The following is a 22964-nucleotide window of genomic DNA, read 5'->3' as shown; positions in this document are numbered from 1 at the left end:
GTTTATGATGGTCTCGTTACGACGTTTTACGCCCAGATCATCGGTTGCGCACAGCGTAAATGGAATAGGGCGAAACGACGGTTGAACAGCCTTTTATTCGCGCTTTTCAAAGCCCCGTAAAACGGGAACAATGACTCGAACCTCTCACGCGTATCACGCGCAGCAGATTGGGTGCGTACGCAACGTTAGCGGCGAAGCGGCGCTTTTATCATCACCTTGACCGGCATGAAATCACAAAGCCGGCTACGGGAGAAACGGGGAAATATCATGCAAATCGGTTCCATTGTCCGGTCGGTGCATATCGCCGTGCCGCAAGGCGCGCGCGGAATTGTCATGCGCATTCTTGGCGACATGGCCATGGTGGCGTGGTATGCCGGCGAACCCGGCGTTTCGCCGCACCTGAATACTGAACCCTTCTTCCTCGAAGACCTGATCGATACGGGCGAGCAGGTGCGTCCGTCGAGCGCGCAGATACATTGAAAGCAATTTGATTCCGAGGTGTGTGCAAGTTGTAATCACGCATTGTGAACCGTCGCCCTCGTCTTTGACGGCGGCCCGGCGCACAATGCGGGCATGAACGACGACAATCTCGACTCACAGGACGCGGCACATAGCGCCGTGCCTTTCGCCCGGCTCCAGCCGGAAATCGTGCTCGATGCGCTCGACAGTGTGCTCAGCACGGTCGGCGTGCGCACCGATGGCCGCATGCTGCCGCTCAACAGCTACGAAAACCGCGTGTACCAGGTGGGCGTCGAAGACGGGCCGCCGGTAGTCGCGAAGTTCTATCGTCCCGAGCGCTGGAGCGATGCGGCCATTCTCGAAGAGCATGCGTTCGTCGCCGATCTCGCCGCGCGCGAAATTCCGGCGGTGCCGGCGCGCGCGTTGGAAGGCCGCACGCTGCACACGTTCGACGGTTTCCGCTTTTCGATCTTCGAACGCCGGGGCGGCCGCGCGCCGGACCTGGACAGGCGCGACACACTCGAATGGCTGGGGCGTTTTATCGGCCGCATCCACGCGGTCGGGCAGACGCTCGACTACACCGAACGTCCCACCCTCGACATCCACACGTTCGGCTACGAGCCGCGCGACTTCCTGCTCGCGCAACGTTTCATCCCCGACGACGTGCGCGCCGCGTGGGAAACCGTGGTGAATCTCGCGCTTGAAGGCGTCGAGCGCGCGTTCGAGCGTGCTGGCGAGATCCGCATGCTACGCATGCACGGCGACTGTCATCCGAGCAATGTGTTGTGGACCGACGCGGGCCCGCATTTCGTCGACTTCGACGACAGCCGCATGGGTCCCGCGGTGCAGGATTTGTGGCTGTTGCTGCCGGGCGAGCGCGTCGAGGCGTCGCGTGCGCTGGCGGATCTGCTCGCCGGTTACGAGGACTTCTGCGAGTTCGAGCCGCGCGAACTGTATCTGGTCGAAGCGTTGCGCACGCTGCGGCTGATCCACTACCAGGCGTGGCTCGCGCGTCGCTGGGACGACCCGGCGTTTCCGGCGGCGTTTCCGTGGTTCAACACACAGCGTTACTGGGAAGATCGCATCCTCGAAATGCGTGAGCAGATCGGCGCGATGCAGGAAGGGCCGCTCTGGCCGGTATGAGCCAGGCGTTGTCCGTGCATCGTCGTAGCCTGTGCTTCAAGGCGTCTGCGACGCCACACTCGACGATTCCACCAGCGTCGATTTGACGATCACCTCGGCGCGCACGTCGCGCCCGATTGCTTCGATCGCGGGACGCATCCGTGTGAAGTCGTCAGGCGTGCAGACTTCGCTATCGAAATGAGTGGTGCCGTCGCGCGTGATCGTGACGACGTTGGTGAGCGGATCGAACGTGTACTGGGACTGGAAATCGACGAAGCGGTCCTGGGTTCGCTTCGCTTCCGGCACGTCGAGCACGCGAAAATTCGCCGGCAACTCGATGCGCGCATGTTCATGCATCGCCAGGTTGTGACAGACGAACGGTTGCGTGCGATGCCGTTCGCCGAGCCAGTAGCGCGTGTCCGCCTCGACGCCGCCGGCGAGGCTCGTCAAGGCCGGAATCGACGCCGCCGCGCCCGGCACCACCAGACTTTCCAGCGTGCCTTTCATCGTGATCGCGAGCGGGCCGTCGGCTGCGGTGAGATCGCTGGTGGTGAGCGTGGCCGTGCCGCGCAGATTGGCGCTGCGCAACTCGGCCTCGATCGACTCCTCGCGCTGCGCGGGTGTTTGCGTGCGCAAACGCGCGCGCGCCGGCTCGGCGAACAGGCCCACGTCTTCCATGTGATACGTGAAGCTCGCCGAGCCATCCGGCTCGACCTTGATCGACAGATCCGTGCTGCGCGTCATCAGCGCAGTGGCGGGCGTACGGGCGAGCACGCCCTGGCCGACCAGCACGGTCGGCCGGTCCATATCCGACGAAGGCAGAAAACCGAATTCCACATTCGATGCGGTCGAATCCGCGTATTGCTGCAAATCCGGCAGCCACGTGATCACGTGATTGATCACGCCATAGCCTGGCACGCTCGGCAGCGTGTAGATCGTGCCGCTGCTGATCAGCGCCGGCTCGTTGCGCACGCCGATCGCGTCGAGCAGCGCGCCATATAACGCGACATGGTCCTTGCAGTCGCCGTAGCGGTTCGCGAGGATCGCGCTCGCGCTGTGCGGCACAACGGCGCCGCGTCCGATGTTGATCGCCACGTAGCGGACATTGCGACGTACCCAGTCATACAGCGTCTTGGCTTTGTCGCGCGGCGTGCGGTCATGCGCGGTTAGCTGCTGCGCGAGGCGCGCAATGGCGGCGTCGTGTTTACCGGGCTCCGCCGAGGATTCGCGGTAGGTGGCGGCGAAGGCTGCATAGTCGGGATAGGTCGACACCATCAACCGGTCGCCATACGACACATAGGCGATCGAGCCATGCTCCAGCCGGCTGAAATGCGCCTTGTCATAGCGATATTCGTAGCGCGTGCGGCCGTCGCGCGTCACCGGTTGCTGCGCGGTGAAACCACGGGCGTCCGCGTACAGCGGTTTGTCGGCGGGCAGATCGTAGATCAGCCGGAAATTGCGGGTCGGCGCGAGATCGGGCGGCGTGAAGTCGCTGAACTCCCCGGGCACGATCGGCTGCTTCTGCATCTTGCGATAGGTGAGATGCACGCGCGCGCCCGGCTCCACGGCGGGGAACACGATCACCTTTTCCTGGATGTCCTGGAACATCGGCGCGTCGAACGAGCGGGCTTCCTGCACGTCGCGAATCTGCTCGGGCTGCACGTCGTGACGCACGCCATCAGCCGTGATCGTGTAGGCCTCGAGAATCTGCACGTCCGCCATGTTGCGGTTGAACCAGACGTATTGCTGTGCCACGCGCCCGACACCGGCTTCGTTGTTCACGCGCAGCGTCATCGAATCGAGCTTGGCGTAGGAGCCGTCGGTGTTGACGGTAAAGGTCTGCGTCTCCCCCTCGTTGGTGTACGGATCGTCCAGCTTGGGCGTCCTATCCGCGCTGGCGACGTGGATGCCGGCAAGCCAGCCGAACGAGGCAAGACAAACCACCGAGAAGAGTCGCATGGCACGCAGGTATCCGAACGGTAACGTTGACGGGATCTGCGGCTAGAGTCGGTTTGCGCCGCGGGGATGTCAAGCGGCTGCCAGACGTTGAGATTGAGCAAAACGCTTAATTATGTAATGATAGTCATTCGCAATTGAAAGACGTCGCCAGCCATTTGTCACATTTCTCCTCCTCTGTGACTGCCAGCCAGCCTCTCAACCGGACGGCCCGGACCGCAAGCCGGGTCGTTCGCCTTTCCCTTTTTCAACACTTCTTGACCGCTGCTGGGTGAGCGCGCGTTGGCGCCAGGCGCCGGCAAAGGATTGAGTCGCCGCGCCTGGAGCCCGATGTGAATGCGCCTGAATCGATCGAAATGAAACCTGCCGCCGAGCGCGGCACGCCCAACACCGTTCACAAGCCGGAACTGGGCCACCATCTGATGGACGACGCCGAGCGGGCGGTGCGGCGCCAGCGTTCGCGGCGCGCGACGTTCATCAAGTGGCTGCGCAAGGTGCATGGCTGGGTCGGCTTGTGGGGTGCGGTGCTGGGCTTGATGTTCGGCGTGACCGGCTTTCTGCTCAACCATCGGGGCGGCCCGCTGAAAGTGCCCACCGGCGAGCCGCAGGTCGAGGAAATGCAGATCCCCGTGCCGCAAAAACCGCTGCATTCGCCGATGGAGATGGCGAAGTGGCTCAAGAGCGAACTGAACATCGACGGCAAGCCGGGACGGACGAAGCGCGAGCCGGCGCATCCTGTGGCGTGGGGCGATCGCAGCACGACGCAGCCGGAGCTGTGGCAGGTCGGCATCATGGGGCCGTCGCAAAGCGTGCAGGCGGAGTACTGGGTCGGCAACGGGTTCGTATCGGTGAAACGCACGCAGAACTCGTTTCTCGCGACGATGAACAACCTGCACAAAGGTGTGGGCTTGAGCGTCGGCTGGGTGCTGTTGATCGACACGATCGCAGGCAGCCTCATCCTGCTTTCGCTGACCGGTGTGCTGCTGTGGACCGAGCTGAACAAGCGCCGCGTGGTGGGCGTCGTGCTGATCGGCGGATCGGTGATTGCGGCTGTGGTCTGCGGATTGATGTGAGCGGCTGGTTTGCGTCGCCCGGCGTCCGCCCCCGCCGCACTCGCAAACCTTCCATCAAACGCTACAAGCCGTCCCGCCCGAAGCGGCGATCTCCCGTGCCGCCTTCGCGCCTTCGACCTGAAGCAACGTAGGCAGCGACACGCCGTTTTTGGCCGCCGTCACTTCGGCAAGAATGGAGACGGCAATCTCCGGCGGCGTCCGGCTGCCGATATAAATCCCGACCGGCCCATGCAGGCGCGCCAGTTCGGTCTCGTTCAGATCGAACTCCTTCAGCCGTTCGCGCCGCGCCTGGTTATTCCTTCTCGAACCCAACGCGCCGACATAAAACGCCGGCGTTTTCAGCGCTTCCATCAGCGCGAGATCGTCGAGCTTCGGGTCGTGCGTGAGCGCGATCACCGCGCAGCGCTCGTCGAGCTTCATGTCGATTACGGTATCGTCCGGCATGGTCCGCACGATTGTCGTGCCGGGGATGTCCCACTCCTCGGTGTACTCCTCGCGCGGATCGCACACGGTCACCTGATAATCCAGCCCCACCGCGATGTTGCACAGATAGCGCGACAACTGCCCCGCGCCGATCACCAGCATCCGGTAACGCGGGCCGTGGATCGTCAACAGGCGCGCGCCGTCGAAATGCACGCCGTCGGTTGCCTGCGCATCGCCGAGTTGCACCGCGCCCGTGGTCATGTCGACTTCGCGCGCCACGAGGCGGCCGCTCTCCACCGCGTTGCACAGTTCGGCGATGCCGCTCTGCTTCGTCAACGGTTCGAGCACCAGCTGGATCGTGCCGCCGCAAGGCAGGCCGAAGCGGTGCGCTTCTTCCGCGGTGATGCCGTACTTGACCGCTTCCGGATGCGTCTGCTCGATGCCCCTTTGCCGCACGCGGTCGATCAGATCGTCCTCGATGCAGCCGCCCGAGACCGACCCGACCACGAGTCCGTCGTCGCGGACCGCGAGCATCGCGCCTTCGGGACGGGGCGACGAGCCCCATGTCTTGACCACTGTCACCAGTAGCGCGCGATGTCCGTCTTTCAGCCAGCGTGCGCTGGACTTCAGGACTTCGAGATCCACGCTGTCCATGATCTTTTCCTCTTCGTTGCATCGGCGCCGGACTCGGCGCTGGTGGCATCATTCGATTCCGCATCGGGTTGCGCGGCTTCGGCGGGGGCGGTGTCATCGCCGGCCTGCGCGGTTTCAGTGTCACCATCTCCGGCGAACTGAGCGCCGAAGCGCTTGAAGAACTCGCCAGCGATCTTGCGCGCCGCGCCATCGATGAGTCGCGAGCCGATCTGCGCGAGCTTGCCGCCGACCTGCGCGCTCGCCGTGTACGTGAGCTTGGTCGCGGCGTCACCGTCGGCTTCGAGCATGACACGCGCATTGCCCTTGGCAAAACCCGCGGCGCCGCCCTGGCCTTCGAAGACGATATTGTATGCGTTCGGCGCATCGATGTCGGTCAGCTGCATGCGCCCCTTGAAGCGCGCCTTGACCGGACCGACCGCGGCGCTCAGCGCCACCAGATACGCGTTCTCACCGTCCGCGTCGATGCTTTCGCAACCGGGGATGCAGGCGCGCAGGATCTCCGTATCGTTCAGCGCTTCCCAGGTGCGCTGTTGCGGGATCGGCAGCGTGTGGGTTTCGGTCAATTCCATGAGCTTGCTCCTGCTGTTGTCGTGGCCGCGAAGTTCGGACGAGGCGCGCGCGTGAGTTGCACGAGGTCGCGGCCCAATGCAGCCAGACTGTCTAGATTATGAGCCGGACGATGCGCGTCGACATACGGCAGGATCGCCTGCACGCCGCGCGCCTTCGGAGAAAAGCCGCTGAAACGCAGCAGCGGATTGAGCCATACGATGCGGTGCGCGAAGCGGCGCAGGCGCGCCATCTCGGTGTCGAGCACGTCGATGGCTTCATGATCGAGTCCATCGGTGACGAGCAGCACCGTGGCCCTGCCGGTCAGCACGCGCCGTGCCCAGCGGCGGTTGAATTCGGCGAGCGCCGCGCCGATGCGCGTGCCGCCCGACCAGTCGACCACCAGATCGGCGAGCGTTGCGATCGCCACATCCGGGTCGCGCTCGCGCAGCGCGCGTGTTGCGTTGGTGAGGCGCGTGCCGAACAGGAACACCTGCAGGCGTTCGCGCGACTGCAGAAGCGCGTGACAGAAATACAGCACCGCGCGCGAGTAGCTGCTCATCGAGCCGGAAATGTCGAGCAGCAAGACGAGAGGCGGCTTGCGCTCGACCACCGCGCGATATTTCCAAACCGTCCAGTCGCCGCCTGCACGCACCGCGTGCCGCGCGCTCGCGCGCAAGTCCGCGTGCGTGCCATGCGACGCGGCCTTCAAACGGCGGGTCGGCTCGGTCGCTAGCGGCAGCCGTTGGCCACGAATCAGATGACGCAAGGTGCGCCATTCATCGGCGGAAAGCGTGTCGAAATCGCGCTGGCGCAGCCGCTCTTCGGCACTGAACGTGACGTGCGCGTGCAACTCGTGCTGTTCGGTCTCCTGCGGTGCGTTGCGATGCGGCGATGGCGGCACGCGTACCGCGAGCGCATCGGCGAGACGGTTGTTGCGTTTGGGCGGCGGCAGCCCGTCGCGGACTTTCGGCAGCAGCAGCGCGCGCAGCTTGCCTTCCCAGTCGGGGTCGCGCCAGAACAGATCGAACGCGGCGTTGAACAGGTCGCGTTCGTCGGGCGCGGACACCAGCAGCGCGGCGAGGGTGGCGCGCACGTCGTCGCGACGGTCGAGGTCGATCCATTGCAAGCCCGCGAGTGCGTCGACGGCTTGTGCAGGGGACATCGGCAAGCCTGCGCCGCGCAGCACGCGCACGAAATGGACGACGTTGCGGGCGAGCGTCGGGGTGTCGCCGTCGAGCGGCGCGGCGGGTATGGCCGAGGTTGTGCTCGAGGTTCGCGCGCCTCTCAGATCCGCTGGCGGGTTTGAGTCGGTGGCATCGCTATCGCTCGCATCGGTTCGGTTCGTCATGCTCACTACCCCGGTGTCGCGAGACACTGTGCGATTTGCGCGGCATCCACGCGCGCCAGATCGTCCTGATACTTGAGCAGCACGCCCAGCGTGTTCTGCACCGATTGCGGATCGAGTTCCGTCACTGAGAGCGCTTCGAGCGCGCGGCACCAGTCGATCGTCTCGGCGATGCCCGGCGCCTTGAACAGATCCATGCCGCGCAGCCGATGCACGAAATCGACCGCGCGCCGCTGCAATTCGGCCGATGTGTGCGGCGCCCGCGCGGCGACGATTTCCAGTTCGCGATCGCGCTCCGGATAGCCGATCCATTGATACAGGCAGCGGCGCTTCAGCGCATCATGCACTTCGCGGGTGCGGTTCGACGTCATCACGACGAGTGGCGGCTGCGCCGCGCGCACCGTGCCGTACTCGGGAATCGATACCTGGAAGTCCGACAGCAGTTCCAGCAGGAACGCTTCGAACGGCTCGTCGGCGCGGTCGATCTCGTCGATCAGCAGCACGCGCCGGGCGCCGGGGTGGTTTTCATCGGGCATCAGCGCTTGCAGCAACGGCCGCTTCAACAGGAATTCGCCGCGATACAAAGTGTCGTTGTCAGGCCGCTCGCCGGCGGCTTCGGCCAGACGCAGCGCCATGATTTGCCGCGGGTAGTCCCACTCGTAGAGCGCGCTGGCCGTGTCGAGCCCCTCATAGCATTGCAGTCGCAACATCGTGGTGCCGAGCATGCCGGCTGCGGCTTTGGCGAGTTCGGTCTTGCCGACGCCCGGCTCGCCTTCGACGAACAACGGCCGCTCCATGCGCAACGCGAGATACAGCGCAGTCGCCAGTTCGCGGCTGGCGAAATAGCGCTGGGCCGCGAGTTGCGCGAGGGTGTCGTCGATTGAAGCTGGCTGCATGGTGGTCCTGAATCTGCGCGCGTGTGTGGCCGCCGATATGAGACGCCCGTGAAGCGCGAAGCGGCCCGCGCGCGCTGCGTCGCATGTTTGCGTGTTCGCGTATCGTAGCGAACGCGGCTGACGTGCCTGAAAAACACGCCACGTCAGCCGCCAACGGCAAGGCTCGCTATGCGTTCGCCTTTGTTACGGCGCGAGCGGCCAACACCGGAATCAGATGCGCGCGGTACTCGGCGCTCGCGTGCATGTCGGTGTTCAGATCGGCGGACGGCACGCTGACCGCGCGTGCGGCGTCCGGCGTGAAATCCGCCGACAGCGCGCTTTCCAGCTCCGGCACCCGAAATACCGAAGTCGCCGCGCCCGTCACCGCGACACGCACGCCGCTCGCGAACTTCGCGACGAACACGCCGACCAGCGCGAAGTGCGACGCAGGATTGCGGAATTTCTCATACGCCGCGCGCTCCGGCACCGGAAACTCGACGGCGACGATCAGTTCGTCGGGCGCCAGCGCGGTCTCGTACATGCCGACGAAGAAGTCGCTTGCCGCGATGCGCCGCCGGTCGGTGACAATGGTCGCGTCCAATGCCAGCGCCGCCGCCGGGTAGCAGGCCGCCGGATCGTTGTTGGCGAGCGAGCCGCCGATCGTGCCGAGCGCACGCACCTGGCGATCGCCGATATGCGCGGCGAGATCCGCAAGTGCAGGCGACACGCGGCGCAGTTCCGCGTGCTCTGCGACGTCGGCATGACAGACCGCCGCGCCGATCGTCACCGTGTTTGCGTCGACGCTGATCGACTTGAGCGCCGCAATCCGCGTCACGTCGACCAGTTGCGACGGCTGCGCGAGCCGCAGCCGCATGGTGGGCAGCAGGCTTTGGCCGCCGGCGAGAAACTTCGCGTCACTGTCGGCGGTGAGGATGGCGGCGGCCGCCTGCGGATCCGTCGCGCGTTGATACTCGAATGAATACATGTCGAATGCTCCGCTCAGGATCTCAGTGGGGTTGCGTGGCCGCGTGAATCGCGGACCACACGCGATGCGGCGTCGCCGGCATTTGCAGATCGGTCACGCCGAGCGGCGCGAGCGCGTCGATGATCGCGTTGATCACCGCCGGCGGCGAGCCGATCGCCCCCGCCTCGCCGCAGCCTTTCACGCCGAGCGGATTGTGCGTGCAGGGCGTGCCCTTCGCGGTTTCGACGGTGAAGTTCGGCAGATCGGACGCATGCGGCATCGCGTAGTCCATGTACGAGCCGGAGAGCAGTTGGCCGCTGTCGTTGTCGTACACGCAGCGCTCCAGCATCGCCTGGCCGATGCCCTGAGCGAGCCCGCCATGCACCTGGCCTTCGACGATCATCGGATTGATCACGTTGCCGAAATCGTCGACCGCGGTGAACTGCTGGATTCGGCACACGCCCGTCTCCGGGTCGACTTCGACCTCGCAGATATACGCGCCGGACGGATAGGTGAAGTTGGTCGGATCATAGAACGCGCTTTCTTCGAGGCCCGGTTCGAGCACGTCGAGCGGATAGTTGTGCGGCACGTACGCGGCGAGCGAAATCTCGGCGAAGGCCTTGGTGCGGTCGGTGCCCGCGACGCGGAACACGCCGTCCTTGAACTCGATGTCCTCGGCCGCGGCTTCGAGCAGGTGTGCGGCGATTTTCTTCGCTTTGGCTTCGATCTTGTCGAGCGCCTTCATAATCGCCGTGCCGCCGACCGCGATCGAGCGCGAGCCATACGTACCCATGCCGAACGCGATGCGGCCCGTGTCGCCATGCACGATCTCGACGCTCTCCAGCGCAATGCCGAGCCGGTCGGCGACCACTTGCGCGAAGGTGGTCTCGTGCCCCTGGCCATGACTATGCGAGCCGGTGAACACCGTGACCGAACCGGTTGGATGCACGCGGACCTGGCCGACTTCGAAGAGACCGGCGCGCGCGCCCAGCGCGCCCGCGATGTTCGACGGCGCGAGGCCGCAGGCTTCGATGTAGCACGAGTAGCCGAGGCCGCGCCGCTTGCCGTTCTTTTCGGATTCCTGCCGGCGCGCGGCGAAGCCTTTGACATCCGCCAGTTCGAGCGAGCGCGTGAGGATCGAGTCGTAGTCGCCGGTGTCGTAGGTGAGCCCGACCGGCGTCGCGTACGGGAACTGGCGGATGAAATTGCGGCGGCGGATTTCCGCGGGATCGAGGTTCATTTCGCGCGCCGCGGTTTCGACCAGACGCTCCACCACGTAGGTCGCTTCGGGGCGGCCCGCGCCGCGATAGGCATCCACGGGAACGGTGTTGGTGAAGACCGCTTTCACCTCCGCATAGATCGCGGGCGTCGCGTACTGCCCGGCGAGCAGCGTCGCGTACAGGATGGTCGGCACGCATGACGCGAAGGTCGACAGATAGGCGCCCATGTTCGCGGTCGTGTGGACGCGCATGGCGAGGAACTTGCCGTCCGGGTCCATCGCGAGTTCGGCCTTCGTCACGTGATCGCGGCCGTGCGCATCGGAGACGAACGACTCCGAGCGTTCGGCAGTCCATTTGACTGGACGGCGGATCTTCTTCGAGGCCCACGTGAGCGCGACGTCTTCGGGGTACAGGAAGATCTTCGAGCCGAAGCCGCCGCCCACGTCCGGCGCGATCACGCGCAGCTTCGATTCCGGCAGCGACAGTACGAACGCGGCCATCAGCAGGCGCTCCACGTGCGGATTCTGATTCGCGACGTAGAGCGTGTAGCTGTCGTCCTGCACCGAGTAGCTCGCATTGACCGCGCGCGGTTCGATCGCGTTCGGGATCAGCCGGTTGTTGACGATGTCGATCGTGGTGACATGCGCGGCCTTGGCGAACGCGGCGTCGGTCGCGGCTTTGTCGCCGTGGCCCCAGTTGTAGCAGACGTTGTTCGGCGCTTCGTCGTGAACGGCGGGCTGGCCCGGGTCGTCCGCATGCGCGGTGTCGACCACGGCCGGCAGCACGTCGTAGTCGACCTCGATCAATTCGGCTGCGTCTTTCGCGGCCTTGATCGAATCGGCGATCACGAGCGCGACCTGATCGCCGACGTGGCGTACTTTGGTATGCGCGATGACCGGATGCGGCGGCTCGTTCATCGGCTTGCCGTCGGTGCTGTGGATCAGCCAGCCGCACGGCACGCTGCCGACTTTGTCCGCCGCCATGTCCGCGCCGGTGAAGATCGCGACCACGCCCGCCGACTGTTTCGCGGCTGTGGTGTCGATGCTGTTGATCTTCGCGTGTGCGTGCGGCGAGCGCAGGAATACCGCGTAGGTTTGCTGGGGCAGGAGGATGTCGTCGGTGTACTGGCCGTTGCCGGTCAGGAACCGGTAGTCTTCCTTGCGTTCGACGGAAGCGCCGATGAGGTGGGTGTCGGGTGCGTTCATCGTCGGCTCCTCAGACGGTGGCCGGCGCAGTGGCCGCTGTGTCGGCACTGGCGGTGGCCGTGCCGGATGACTTCATGCCTGCGGCGCCTTCGAGCACTGCCTTGACGATGTTGTGATAGCCCGTGCAGCGGCACAGATTGCCGTCGAACTGGGCACGCACGTCGTCGCCGGTGAGGTCGGGCTGACGCTGTACGAGCGAAACCGCGCTCATCACCATGCCGGGCGTACAGAAGCCGCACTGTAGTCCGTGGCAATGTTTGAACGCGGCTTGCATCGGGTGCAGCACACCGTTCTGCGCGAGCCCTTCGATCGTAGTGACGTTCGTGCCATCGGCTTGCACCGCGAGGATGTTGCACGACTTGATCGCGCGGCCGTTCAGGTGAACGGTGCATGCGCCGCACTGCGCGGTATCGCATCCGATGTGCGTGCCGGTGAGGCGGAGTTGATCGCGCAGGAACTGGACAAGTAGGGTGCCGGGGTCGACTGAGGCGCTGATGGGTGCGCCGTTCACCGTCAGACTGATGCTGATCGCCATGAAGTGTCTCCTATGTCGACCGGAGTTAGTGCTTTAGCGTGTCGATCCGGAGTTGGCGCTTTAGCGCCTACTCCGGTCCCATGCTTCAGCACTTACTCCGGTCCCATGCAAGTTAATTGCTGATGGGTGAGACCGGACCTTTGTTTTTCCTTGCCTTCAGCTGCCTGCTCGTGGGGTCCGATACGGGTGCTGCGGTTCTTATGAGGCTGCCGAAAAGTAAAGCACAAATCGCGCGGGCGCGCTATGAGGGGAAGTTTGCTTTCCGGCCTGGCGCGCGCAAGCACCGGCTTCGCGCCGCGTGAGGCGGCGGAAACGGCGGATGTTATGGGCGATATTGGCTAGCGCAACGAATAACTAGCAAACGGCGGCTAGCAAAAACGGCGAGGCGGTTTGATGAGTGGTCGCGTCGACGCGCGAGGCGCCGACGGAATGACTGCGTTGTTCATGGCGCGGAGTTTGGGACAGATCGGCTTCCGGCAAACAACCGCGCGCAGACAGGAAGAACGAATTACTTCGCCAACTTCGAATGACGCCGCGAATAGCCGAAATAGATGACCATCCCGATCAGCAGCCAGATCACGAATGCCGCCCACGTCACGCCCTGAAGATTGAGCATCAGGAACAGACACGACGCCACCGCGAGAACCGGCACAACCGGCACACCAGGGCAGCGGAACGCGCGCGGCAACTCAGGATGCGTCTTGCGCAAAACTAGCACGGCGATCGACACCATCGAGAACGCGGCCAGCGTGCCGATATTGATCAGCTCGGCCAACACGTTCAATGGCACCAGCGCGCCGATCAAACCGAAGAAAATGCCCACCAGCCAGGTCGTGAAGAACGGCGTCGCAAACCGGGGATGCAAGCGCGACAGCCGCGCCGGCAACAGGCCGTCGCGCGACATCGCGAAGATCACGCGCGTCTGACCATAGGCCATCACCAGAATCACCGTCAGCATGCCGAGCACGGCGCCGAGGTCGATGAAGCCCGCGACCCACGTCTGCCCCGCCTCCTGCAACGCATACGACACCGGGTGCGAAATATTCGCGAACTTCGCCGACGGCACGATGCCCGTGACCACCGCGGCCACCGCCACGTACAGCACCGCGCACACGCCGAGCGACGCAATGATGCCGATCGGCAGATCGCGCTTCGGATCCTTCACCTCTTCCGCCGCGGACGACACCGAATCGAAGCCGATGAACGCGAAGAACATGACCGCCGCCGCGCCGAACACGCCGTTCCAGCCGTTCGGCATGAACGGATGCCAGTTGGCCGGCGTGACGTGGAAGACGCCAACGGCGATCACCAGCAGCACCACGGTCACCTTGATCGCCACCATGACGTTGTTGATCCGCGCGGATTCGCGCACGCCGACCGACAACAGCGAAGTGATCGCCATCATCACGAGGAATGCGGGCAGGTTGAAGAGCGTCTCGTGGCCGGGCAACGCGCCCGGCGCCGCCGTCAGTGCGACCGGCAACGACACGCCGAAGCCCGACAGCAACGATTGCAGATAGCCCGACCAGCCGACCGACACCGCTGACGTGGCCAGCCCGTATTCGAGCATCAGGTCCCAGCCGATGATCCACGCGGCCAGTTCGCCGAGCGTCGCGTACGAATAGGTGTAGATGGACCCCGCAACCGGAATCGTCGACGCGAATTCGGCGTAGGCGAGCGCGGCGAAGCCGCACGCGAGCGCCGCGATCAGGAACGAGATCATCAGCGCCGGGCCGGCCTGCACGGCGCCCGTGCCGGTCAGCACGAAAATGCCGGTGCCGATGATGGCGCCGACACCGAGGAAAGTCAGATCGAGCGCGCCGAGCGCTTTCTTCAGGCCGGCGTTCTGAGCGCTTGCCGCGATCATGTGCTCGACGCTCTTTTTGCGAAACAGGGACATTGGCGTGGGTCTCCAGTAGTGCACGCGTGTTGCGCGCCGAATGTCGGGGAAACCCGTAATTTTAGCGGATGCGCGCTGCCGGCTAGTTTTGGGATGACCTGCGCACGGCTTGGGAGACGGGCGGAAACTCCCGGCTGGAAGGGCTTCGCGCGTGACGTTCCTGCGTGGGAAGCAGCGCGGCGGCAATGCTTTCGCTCGAACGCGCGAATAAAGGGGAGGGATTCGCTCTCTTGCGGGCTCGCCGGCGGGGGCTAACGGCGAGCGATTCAGTCAGACATGGCGCGGCGATAACGGCGAAGGCGGCGAAGGCGGCGAAGGCGAGGGCGAAGCGACGTCAGCCCGCCATCGCCGGGTTCAGATCGACGAGCCGGTTGCTCATCACGTAGAACGTCAGTTCGGCGTTATTGCGCAGCTTCATTTTCTCGAGCAGCCGCGTGCGGTACACGCTGACCGTCTTGACCGACAACGACAGCGCCGCCGCGATATCCGTCAGCCGCTTGCCCGACGCGAGCATGCACAGCGTTTGATATTCGCGATCGGAGAGCTTTTCGTGCGGCAACTGCTCGCCGTCGAAGGACACGTAGTCGGCGAGCGCCTCGGCCATCGCCGGGCTCACGTATTTGCGGCCCGCCGCGACCTGCTGGATCGCGCCGATCATCTGCGCGGCGTCGACCGTTTTTGACAGGTAGCCGGACGCCCCGGCCTTCAGCGCGCGCACCGCGTACTGGTCCTCGCGATACATCGAGAACATCAGCACGGCCACGCGCGGCGCCTTGCGCTTCAGGCGCTTGAGCACTTCGACGCCGTTCGTGTCGGGCAGCGAGATATCGAGCAGCACCACGTCGTAGCTGTGCTGGCCGATGGCGTCGAGCGCTTCGGCGCCGCTTTGCGCCTCGTGGACTTCGCGCGCCACGCCGCGGTCGAGCAGCAATTGGCGCACGCCCTGGCGAACCACGGCGTGATCGTCGGCGATCAGGATGCGCAGGCTCATGACGGCGCGCTCACGATTGCAGTGCGCGCCTCGCGGCGCGAGGCGCGTGCGCGAGCAGCGCGTCCCAGGCGAAGCGCGCCTGCAGCAGCGTTCCGCGTGCCGCGTTGGCGCTCGCGCCACCCTGCGCGCCGGTACGCCGGGCGCTGATGCGCAGCGTGCCGTCGAAGGCGGCGCAGCGCGCCTGCATGCCGCTCAGCCCGAAATGGCCGTGGCGAGGGTTGCGGGCGTTGCGTGTGAGCCCGATGCCGTCGTCGCTGACTAGCAGCGTGAGATGACGCCGGCTGGTCTCGATCCGCACGTCTGCCGATTCGGCGTGAGCGTGCCTCGCGATGTTGTTCAGCGCTTCCTGCGCGACCCGGAATACGGCCAACGCGGCGTCGGCGGGCAGGCGCGTCAGGCGCACGTCGGCGGCGCAGACGAAGTTCGTGCGCAACTGTGTGCGCATGGCGAAGTCGCCGGTCCAGTGCGCCAGCGCGCCGGCGAGGCCCGCTTCGAGCGATGGCGCGTGCAGTTCCGCGATGGCCTGACGGCTTGCTGCATACACAGCGTCGAGCGAGCGGTTCGCGACCGTGAGCGCGGCGGCGCATTGCGGCGGCGCGTCGGCGGGCAGCCAGGTTTCGACGCCGGCCAGCGCGAAGCGCGTCGCGGTCAGCTCGGCGCCCACGCCGTCGTGCAGTTCGCGCGCCACGTGACGGCAGGCGGCTTCCTGCGCCTGCACGAGTTCGGCCGACAACTCGCGCACTCGTGCGCGCAGCCGTGCAAGCTCGTGTTCGGTCGACGAGGACGGCGCGTCGAACCCGTCGCGAACCACTGACGAAGAAAAGGGGGCGTTGAACTGGACGGCAGTCGGCGTATCCATGAGTTTCCCTCTCAGGAAGCCGTGTGGACCGCGAAGCGGGTGCGCATCGGCGGCGCGAAGACAAAAGAACGCATGCGAGTCTCTAGCCTCCCAGGTGTAGCCGTCACGCGCAGCGCGCAAACGGCAAAACGCGATGATGCGAAGTAACGAAAGTTACATTCAGTAACAATCAGGCCGGACCGGTAAAGGCGTGTCAATTCGACTGATCGTGCGGCGCGATGATATCCCAAAAAAAGAAAGAATGCAGTGCTACCAAGGCTTAGCGCTCACTTTTCATGCAATGGTTGATGTTTGCAAGCCACGTTTTTGTAGGAATAATGCCGACGTGAGACTTCCGTCGCGATGGCGCCAATTGTAACCAGCAACAAAAAAGGAGCCCGAAGGCTCCTTTTTGCTGGATCGGCGGCGCGTGCCGCGAAAACGATACGTGGCTTAGCCGACGAACGCCTTTTCGACCACGTAGTGACCCGGCGCATTGTTGCTGCCTTCCTCGAAGCCCAGGTCGTCCAGCAGCTTGCGCGTGTCGCGCAGCATGTGCGGGCTGCCGCACAGCATCACGCGGTCGTCTTCGAGCGAGAAGCCCGGCACGCCGAGGTCGGCGAACAGCTTTTCGGTTTCGATCAGCTCGGTGATGCGGCCGCGGTTCTGGAACGCTTCGCGCGTGACCGTCGGGTAGTACAGCAGCTTTTCCTGCACCAGTTCGCCCAGGTGCTCGTGCGCCGGCAGGTGGTCGGTGATGTATTCCTTGTACGCCAGTTCGTCGACGAAACGGCAGGTGTGCGTGAGCACGACACGCTCGTAGCGGTCGTAAATGTCCGGGTCCTTGATGATCGACATGAACGGCGCGAGACCCGTGCCGGTGGACAGCAGCCACAGCGTCTTGCCCGGCAGCAGGTTGTCGGCCATCAGCGTGCCGACCGGCTTCTTGCCGATCAGGACTTCGTCGCCAACCTTCAGATGCTGCAAACGCGATGTGAGCGGGCCGTCCTGCACCTTGATGCTCAGGAATTCGAGATGCTCTTCGTAGTTCGCACTAGCGAGGCTGTAGGCTCGGATCAGCGGCTTGCCGTCGACTTCGAGGCCCACCATCGTGAACTGGCCGTTTTCGAAACGGAACGACGGATCGCGCGTGCAGGTGAAGCTGAAAAGCGTATCGGTCCAGTGATGGACGCTCAGGACGGTTTGTGAATTCAGGTTGCTCATGGCTTCTTGGATAGTGCGAAAACAAAGGCGGCCAGTCGTTTTAGCCGGCCGGCACGGCAAGGGCGATGCTGCGCTAACCCGTGATCGGGAGTCACGCGCAATCCGCTATTTTACCGCGCCCGCTGCCTGAGGGCGGCGGCGCGGCGGTTGAGCGTGGTGAAGCGGGTTGCCGGACCCCGCAAGCGTGGGCGCCGGCTGTCGATATAACGGGCGCCGCGAACTACGTTGGCGTGGATGCCGCCGCGCTTCAGCAAGGGGTACGGCGATGGGCGAAAGCCGCGCAGGGCGGCTGCCATCGGCTGTCCGGCATGCGCCGGATAGGCGCGCCGCGCGGGCAACATTTTTGGGATCATACCGAAAGCCGGCGTGCACTGCAGCATTGACCCTGCTGATAAAACTGGCAAGTGCGGTGAGGCGGGCGGGCAATCAGGCAAATCAAGCTTGCGCGAAGCGGGTGCCACGTACTTCAAGCGCACGTCGTCTGGATGGCTTGCTTTTGGTACACAAGTGCGATAAGAAGCCGCCATGGTCGGCGCAGACCATAAGCCCGATAAGACGCTGCGCCTATGATGTTTTGATGACGCCGAACAGTGCGAGCGTGAGCTGGCGGCCGCCCGAACCGCCGCGAAGCGTGCGCCGCCAAGCCCGCCAACTCACGCGAGCCGATCAGGCCGGCGCCGTTACCCGCTTTTTCCCGCGTTGCTTCAGCACTCTCGCCTGCAACACGATCACCAGCAACAGGAACACGCCGCGAATCACCGACTGCCAGTAAGCCGACAAGCTGATGAAACCCAGCCCGTTTTCGAAATTCAGCAGGTTGAACACCAGGCCGAGCAGCAGCACGCCGGCAATCGTCATCGCCACCGAGCCCTCGCCGCCGGTGAGCAGCGTGCCGCCGAGCACGACCGCCGAAATCGCGAACAGCTCCCAGCCGACCCCTTCGTTCGGCTGCCCCGCGCCGAACTGCGCGGCGAGGATCACGCCCGCCATGCCGGCCAGCAGGCCGCTCACCGCATAAGCCGTCACCAGCGTGCGGTCGACGTTCAACCCCATCAGCCGCGCGGCTTCCTCGCTGCCGCCGATCGCCAGCGCATGCCGCCCGAAGCGCGAACTGCGCAGTGCGAGCCAGCCCGCCAGCGCGGCGACCAGCGCGACGATGCCCGGAATCGGCAGCCCGAACAGATCGCCTTGCCCAAAGTTGCCTAAGTTCGACTCGGCCGCGATCGACACCGCATCGTTCTTGCCGAGCAGCAGCGCCACGCCGTGCGCACCGAGGCTCGTCGCGAGCGTCACGATGAAGGGCAGGATTTTCAGCCGCGTGTTGATCAGGCCGTTCAACACGCCGACCGCGAGCCCAGCCGCGCAGCCGGCCAGCACCGCGACCCAGCCGCCATACACGCTGGTCAGCGCGGCGACCACGCTCGCCAGCGCGGCGACCGTGCCGACCGACAGGTCGATGCCGCCGGTGATGATTACGAAGGCCATGCCGATCGAGATCAGCGCGAACATCGAGTTGTAGCGCCAGAACGACGTGATGTTGTACGCCGAGCCGAAATGCTCGTAGCGCACGAGGCCGAAGACGACGAGGGCCGCCAGCGCGAGCAGGATAGGAAGGTTCTTTTTCATCGCATCGAGTCCGGGAGTGTGCGTGAGCTGCGTTAGGCGTTAGCGCGAGCGCCGCTGCACATAAACGGCCGCGACGATGATGCCGGCCTTCACCACCAGCGCCGCCGCGTCGGGAATGCCGTGCGCGAGCAGCGTATAGCGCAGCAACTGGATGATCAGCGCGCCGACCAGCGTGCCGCCGATGTACGCCTTGCCGCCCGTCAACGCAGTGCCGCCGACGGCGACCGCCGCAATCGCATCGAGCTCGACGCCGAGCCCCACCACGTTCGCGTCCGACGACGAATTCACCGAGATCGAGATCAGCCCGGCGAGCCCCGCGAGCGCCGCGCACAGCGTGTAGGCGATCAGCTTCACGGTGGCGGTCGGCACGCCGCACAGATACGCGGCCTTTTCGTTGCCGCCGGTGATCAGCAGATACTGGCCGAACAGCGTTTTGCGCACCACCCACACGAACACGCCGACCAGCGCCAGCATCAGCAGCACCTGGAAGGGCACGCCCGCGATCTTGCCGAGCGCGATCCACTGGAAGGCGGGCGTGTTGAACGCTTGGAGGCTGCCATCGGTGACGACCTGCGCGATGCCGCGTCCGGCGATGAACAGCACCAGCGTCGCGACGATCGGCTGCACGGATAGCTTCGTCACCAGCAAGCCGTTGAATACGCCGCACACGGCGGCCGCCAGCACCGGCAGCACGAACGCGAGCGCAATGCCGCCGGGGCCCGCTATGTTGAGGAACAGCATTGGCGCAAGCGCGCCGGAGATCGCCATCGACGCGCCCACCGACAGGTCGATGCCGCCCGTCGCCACCACCAGCGTCATGCCGATGCCGACGATCACGATCGTCACCACCTGGGTCATGTTCACGTTGAAGGTTTGCAGCGACCAGAAGTGCGGCGTGAAGATCAGATTGAACAGCACCATCGCGAGCAGCACGATGATTTCGCGCTGCATTGCGAGGTGCCGCCATTTCCGTACGGTGCTCGCGGGTTGCGCGCGTGGCGCGGCGGTCATGGACGCGGCGGCGTCAGCATGCCGGGCCGGTTCGGTGTGCAGCGACTCGGTGTGCAGCTTAAGCGCCATGACGGTCGCCCTCCAACGCGTCTTCGATATGGGCGGCGTTAGCCGTTTGCGCGGCGTCGGCCAGTTGCGAATGGCCTTCGCTGCCGTAGGCGATGGCATCCATGATCGCGGTCTCGCTCATCTCGGCGCCGTTCAGTTCGGCGACCGTGCGGCCGTCGCGGATCACGACCGCGCGGTCGGCCACCGCGGTCAGTTCTTCGAGTTCGGACGCGGACAACAGCACCGCCAGGCCCGCGTCGCGCAACTCGCGCACGATCTTCGCGACATCGGCCTTGGCGCCGACGTCGATGCCGCGCGTCGGTTCGTCGAGCAGCAGCAGCGACGGCTCGGCGGCCAGCCAGCGCGCCAGCAGCACCTTCTGCTGATTGCCGCCGGACAGTTCGCGGATCGGCTGATCGGCGGAGCGCAGCTTGATGCCGAGCGACGCGATGAAGCGCTCGACGATCGCCTGCTGCTTCTTCACGTCGACCACGCCGTTCCTCGCAAGCGTGCGCAGGCAGACCAGCGTGAGGTTGTCGCGCACCGACAGCTCGGGCACGATGCCTTCGCCCTTGCGGTCCTCGGTGAGATACGCGAGGCCGCGCGCGATCGCGTCCTGCGGCGACTTCAATGTGACGGCTGCGCCGCCGATCGACAGCGACCCCTGCTCCAGCGGATCGGCGCCGAACATCAGCCGCATGGTCTCCGTGCGGCCCGAGCCGAGCAGGCCCGCGAGACCCACGGCTTCGCCAGCGTGCACTTCGAGCGACACGTCGCTCACCTTCGGATGCGCGCTCACATGCGTGGCCGCAATGGCCTGCTTGCCGCGCCGCGCGAGGTTCGCTTCGCGCGAGGCAGTGTCTTCCTGGACGACGGCGGCCAGCGTGCGGCCCAGCATCGTCGTGACGAGTTGTAGCTTGTCCATCTCCGCCATCGTGCTTTGCGCGACGGTCTGGCCGTCGCGCATCACGGTGACGCGGTCGCACAGCGCGTAAAGCTCGTCGAGCCGGTGCGACACGAAGATCACCGCGCGGCCGTCGTCGCGCAGCTTGCGCACCACGGTGAAGAGCAGCTCCACTTCGCGTTCGTCGAGCGACGAAGTGGACTCGTCCATGATTACCATCTTCGCGTCCGACGACACCGCGCGCGCGAGCGCCACCATCTGCTGGATCGCGGTCGAATAGCGGCCGACCGGCTTCTTCACGTCGATCTGCAAGCCGAACGATTCGAGCAGCGCGCTAGCGCGCTGCTGCACCGCGCGCCAATCGATCAGGCCGAAGCGGCGCGGCTCGCGGCCGAGAAAAATGTTTTCCGCCACCGAGCGGAACGGCACCAGGTTGATCTCCTGATAGATCGTGCTGATGCCGGCTTCGCGCGCCTGCTTTGGCGTGCGGAAATCGACTTCCTGGCCTTCGAAACGCACGCTGCCCGCGCCGCGCCGATACGCTCCGGTCAGTATCTTGATCATGGTCGATTTGCCGGCGCCGTTCTGGCCGATCAGCGCGTGCACTTCGCCGGCGGCGACGCTCAGATTGGCGCCGCGCAGCGCGGGCACGCCGCCAAAGCTGATGCCGATGTCCTGCATCTCGAGCAGCGGCGAACGGGCGAGGGGGGAGTGTGGCGTCTCTTTGCCGGATTCCGTCACGGGGAGTCCTCCTGATGCGGGTGCTGCACAGGCTCGCACGGGGATGTATCGCCGTGCGGGTCCGGGCTGGATGCAGGGGCGTGTTCGAAGCTTCGCGGTCGAGCCATGTTACGCCGCATAAAAGCGAAGCGACGGTCCGTGCAATCACGGGCGCGTCGCTTCGAACCCTTCCCGTCACCCGCCTACCGAGGAGACGTTTTTCAAAGGCGGGTGACTTCCTGCTGCAACGCCGTGAAACGAGTCCCCTTGGGGCGCTTGTCTTTCTATTGCTTCTCGATCAATAGCCGTACTGCATGCTCTGCTGCACGTTGCTCTTGTCGTAGAACCGGTCGGACACCTTGACCCACGTCGGGATCTTCTCGCCCTTCGCGTAACGCTGCGCGACATCGCAGGCGAGCGGGCCGAAGAACGGGCTCGACTGCACACTCGCGCCGAGTTCGCCGGCGGCGATCGCATCCATGCCGCCCTTGGTGCCGTCGATCGTGACGATCTGGATGTCCTTGCCCGGCTGCTTGCCGGCGGCCTTGATCGCGGCGATCGCGCCGAGCGCCATTTCGTCGTTGTGCGCGTAGACCGCGGTGACGTCCGGATGCGCCTGCAACAGCGTTTCCATCACCTGACGGCCCTTGTCGCGCGCGAAGTCGCCGCTTTGCGACGCGATGATCGTCATGCCCGGATTCTTCGCGACGATTTCGTCGAAGCCCTTCTTCCGATCGTTGGCGGCCGACGCGCCGGTCGTGCCTTCCAGTTCGATGATCTTCGCCTTGCCGTTGGTCGCCTTCACGAGCCAGTCGGCGGCGCGGTGGCCTTGGTCGATGAAGTCCGAGCCGATGAACGTGATGTAGTCGCGCCCCGCCTTGGCGACCGATTGATCGACATCACGGTCGACCAGGATCACCGGAATGCCGGCCTTTTTGGCCTGCAACACGATCGGCGCAAGCGGCTTTTCTTCGCGCGGCGGGAACACCAGCAGATCGACGTGCTGCGCGATCATGCTTTGAATGTCGGAGACCTGTTTGGAGTTGGAGCCGTTGGCGTCGGTCATCACGATCTGCCAGCCGCATTTGGCCGCGACGTCCTTGAAGCTCTTGGTTTCCGCGAGACGCCATGGGTTGTTGCTTTCGGTCTGCGCGAAGCCGACCTTCAACGGGGTCTTGGTGACCAACTTCGGCAACGCGTCGTCGGCGTGCGCGGTGGCGACGCCGAAACCGATTGCCAGAGCCAGCAGCGAACCTGCCAGCGGACGAATCTGCTGCTTGCGCGCATGCTTGCGCGATTGCGTGTTGAGCGACGCCATGTCT

General features: G+C 65.0%; 19 protein-coding genes. 3 read left to right on the top strand and 16 right to left on the bottom strand.

The window, feature by feature from the left end:
* Positions 1–267: 267 nt before the first annotated feature.
* Together FVF58_RS04425 and FVF58_RS04420 are read left to right on the top strand one after the other, a co-directional pair.
* Complete coding sequence (locus FVF58_RS04425) at positions 268–480, top strand: hypothetical protein (RefSeq protein WP_149668694.1); 213 nt, start codon at positions 268–270, stop codon at positions 478–480.
* Between the two features lie 93 nt (positions 481–573).
* A complete protein-coding gene (locus FVF58_RS04420) occupies positions 574–1602 on the top strand; it encodes a serine/threonine protein kinase (RefSeq protein WP_149668693.1) in 1029 nt (342 codons plus the stop codon).
* 36 nt (positions 1603–1638) lie between these two features.
* On the opposite strand, the gene FVF58_RS04415 is transcribed toward FVF58_RS04420, so the two are convergent.
* Positions 1639–3540 (bottom strand): DUF3857 domain-containing transglutaminase family protein, encoded by a 1902-nt coding sequence (locus FVF58_RS04415; RefSeq protein WP_149668692.1) that lies wholly within the window; start codon positions 3538–3540, stop codon positions 1639–1641.
* Between the two features lie 329 nt (positions 3541–3869).
* Here FVF58_RS04415 and FVF58_RS04410 point away from each other — a divergent pair, with 329 nt between their 5' ends.
* Entirely contained in the window at positions 3870–4610 is a 741-nt protein-coding gene (locus tag FVF58_RS04410) for a PepSY-associated TM helix domain-containing protein (protein ID WP_149668691.1), read from the top strand.
* A gap of 54 nt (positions 4611–4664) precedes the next feature.
* On the opposite strand, the gene FVF58_RS04405 is transcribed toward FVF58_RS04410, so the two are convergent.
* From FVF58_RS04405 to FVF58_RS04330, 15 genes are all read right to left on the bottom strand, one after another.
* On the bottom strand, positions 4665–5687 hold the full coding sequence (locus tag FVF58_RS04405; protein WP_149668690.1) for an XdhC family protein: 1023 nt from the start codon (positions 5685–5687) through the stop codon (positions 4665–4667).
* Positions 5660–6256, bottom strand: a complete 597-nt coding sequence (locus FVF58_RS04400) for an SRPBCC family protein (protein ID WP_149668689.1) — start codon at positions 6254–6256, stop codon at positions 5660–5662. The genes FVF58_RS04405 and FVF58_RS04400 overlap by 28 nt, the downstream gene beginning before the upstream one ends.
* Positions 6247–7584 carry a vWA domain-containing protein gene (locus FVF58_RS04395; RefSeq protein ID WP_246216922.1) on the bottom strand — a complete coding sequence of 446 codons (1338 nt, stop codon included), beginning with the start codon at positions 7582–7584 and terminating at the stop codon, positions 6247–6249. The genes FVF58_RS04400 and FVF58_RS04395 overlap by 10 nt, the downstream gene beginning before the upstream one ends.
* Before the next feature lie 5 nt (positions 7585–7589).
* Entirely contained in the window at positions 7590–8477 is an 888-nt protein-coding gene (locus FVF58_RS04390) for an AAA family ATPase (RefSeq protein WP_149668688.1), read from the bottom strand.
* 166 nt (positions 8478–8643) lie between these two features.
* Positions 8644–9441, bottom strand: coding sequence for an FAD binding domain-containing protein (locus FVF58_RS04385; protein ID WP_149668687.1), 798 nt, complete (start codon positions 9439–9441; stop codon positions 8644–8646).
* Between the two features lie 22 nt (positions 9442–9463).
* Entirely contained in the window at positions 9464–11845 is a 2382-nt protein-coding gene (locus FVF58_RS04380) for a xanthine dehydrogenase family protein molybdopterin-binding subunit (RefSeq protein WP_149668686.1), read from the bottom strand.
* Positions 11846–11855: 10 nt separating this feature from the next.
* On the bottom strand, positions 11856–12380 hold the full coding sequence (locus FVF58_RS04375; protein ID WP_149668685.1) for a (2Fe-2S)-binding protein: 525 nt from the start codon (positions 12378–12380) through the stop codon (positions 11856–11858).
* Between the two features lie 508 nt (positions 12381–12888).
* Positions 12889–14280: a branched-chain amino acid transporter BcaP gene (bcaP, locus tag FVF58_RS04370; protein WP_149668684.1), complete on the bottom strand. Its 1392-nt coding sequence runs from the start codon at positions 14278–14280 to the stop codon at positions 12889–12891.
* Positions 14281–14614: 334 nt separating this feature from the next.
* Positions 14615–15271: a response regulator transcription factor RqpR gene (gene rqpR / locus FVF58_RS04365; RefSeq protein ID WP_149668683.1), complete on the bottom strand. Its 657-nt coding sequence runs from the start codon at positions 15269–15271 to the stop codon at positions 14615–14617.
* Between the two features lie 10 nt (positions 15272–15281).
* Positions 15282–16130, bottom strand: coding sequence for a sensor histidine kinase (locus FVF58_RS04360; protein WP_149668682.1), 849 nt, complete (start codon positions 16128–16130; stop codon positions 15282–15284).
* Between the two features lie 432 nt (positions 16131–16562).
* Complete coding sequence (locus FVF58_RS04355; RefSeq protein WP_149668681.1) at positions 16563–17333, bottom strand: ferredoxin--NADP reductase; 771 nt, start codon at positions 17331–17333, stop codon at positions 16563–16565.
* A gap of 666 nt (positions 17334–17999) precedes the next feature.
* Complete coding sequence (locus FVF58_RS04345; protein ID WP_149668680.1) at positions 18000–18959, bottom strand: ABC transporter permease; 960 nt, start codon at positions 18957–18959, stop codon at positions 18000–18002.
* A gap of 39 nt (positions 18960–18998) precedes the next feature.
* Entirely contained in the window at positions 18999–19970 is a 972-nt protein-coding gene (locus FVF58_RS04340) for an ABC transporter permease (RefSeq protein ID WP_149668774.1), read from the bottom strand.
* A gap of 58 nt (positions 19971–20028) precedes the next feature.
* The gene (locus tag FVF58_RS04335) at positions 20029–21603 is read right to left on the bottom strand and encodes a sugar ABC transporter ATP-binding protein (protein ID WP_188130708.1); all 1575 of its coding nucleotides are present in this window, start codon (positions 21601–21603) and stop codon (positions 20029–20031) included.
* Positions 21604–21940: 337 nt separating this feature from the next.
* Entirely contained in the window at positions 21941–22960 is a 1020-nt protein-coding gene (locus FVF58_RS04330) for an ABC transporter substrate-binding protein (RefSeq protein ID WP_149668678.1), read from the bottom strand.
* Between the last annotated feature and the right edge of the window lie 4 nt (positions 22961–22964).

It is taken from the genome of Paraburkholderia panacisoli (assembly GCF_008369935.1).
Lineage (GTDB): Bacteria > Pseudomonadota > Gammaproteobacteria > Burkholderiales > Burkholderiaceae > Paraburkholderia > Paraburkholderia panacisoli.
This window is presented reverse-complemented; position numbering and strand designations above follow the sequence as displayed.

Bases quoted from the DNA above. Each gene is read 5' to 3' on its own strand.
- FVF58_RS04425 (WP_149668694.1), top strand. From the start codon at position 268: ATGCAAATCGGTTCCATTGTCCGGTCGGTGCATATCGCCGTGCCGCAA.
- FVF58_RS04420 (WP_149668693.1), top strand. From the start codon at position 574: ATGAACGACGACAATCTCGACTCACAGGACGCGGCACATAGCGCCGTG.
- FVF58_RS04415 (WP_149668692.1), bottom strand. From the start codon at position 3,540: ATGCGACTCTTCTCGGTGGTTTGTCTTGCCTCGTTCGGCTGGCTTGCC.
- FVF58_RS04405 (WP_149668690.1), bottom strand. From the start codon at position 5,687: ATGGACAGCGTGGATCTCGAAGTCCTGAAGTCCAGCGCACGCTGGCTG.
- FVF58_RS04400 (WP_149668689.1), bottom strand. From the start codon at position 6,256: ATGGAATTGACCGAAACCCACACGCTGCCGATCCCGCAACAGCGCACC.
- FVF58_RS04395 (WP_246216922.1), bottom strand. From the start codon at position 7,584: ATGACGAACCGAACCGATGCGAGCGATAGCGATGCCACCGACTCAAAC.
- FVF58_RS04390 (WP_149668688.1), bottom strand. From the start codon at position 8,477: ATGCAGCCAGCTTCAATCGACGACACCCTCGCGCAACTCGCGGCCCAG.
- FVF58_RS04385 (WP_149668687.1), bottom strand. From the start codon at position 9,441: ATGTATTCATTCGAGTATCAACGCGCGACGGATCCGCAGGCGGCCGCC.
- FVF58_RS04380 (WP_149668686.1), bottom strand. From the start codon at position 11,845: ATGAACGCACCCGACACCCACCTCATCGGCGCTTCCGTCGAACGCAAG.
- FVF58_RS04375 (WP_149668685.1), bottom strand. From the start codon at position 12,380: ATGGCGATCAGCATCAGTCTGACGGTGAACGGCGCACCCATCAGCGCC.
- bcaP (WP_149668684.1), bottom strand. From the start codon at position 14,280: ATGTCCCTGTTTCGCAAAAAGAGCGTCGAGCACATGATCGCGGCAAGC.
- rqpR (WP_149668683.1), bottom strand. From the start codon at position 15,271: ATGAGCCTGCGCATCCTGATCGCCGACGATCACGCCGTGGTTCGCCAG.
- FVF58_RS04360 (WP_149668682.1), bottom strand. From the start codon at position 16,130: ATGGATACGCCGACTGCCGTCCAGTTCAACGCCCCCTTTTCTTCGTCA.
- FVF58_RS04355 (WP_149668681.1), bottom strand. From the start codon at position 17,333: ATGAGCAACCTGAATTCACAAACCGTCCTGAGCGTCCATCACTGGACC.
- FVF58_RS04345 (WP_149668680.1), bottom strand. From the start codon at position 18,959: ATGAAAAAGAACCTTCCTATCCTGCTCGCGCTGGCGGCCCTCGTCGTC.
- FVF58_RS04340 (WP_149668774.1), bottom strand. From the start codon at position 19,970: ATGACCGCCGCGCCACGCGCGCAACCCGCGAGCACCGTACGGAAATGG.
- FVF58_RS04335 (WP_188130708.1), bottom strand. From the start codon at position 21,603: ATGCAGGACATCGGCATCAGCTTTGGCGGCGTGCCCGCGCTGCGCGGC.
- FVF58_RS04330 (WP_149668678.1), bottom strand. From the start codon at position 22,960: ATGGCGTCGCTCAACACGCAATCGCGCAAGCATGCGCGCAAGCAGCAG.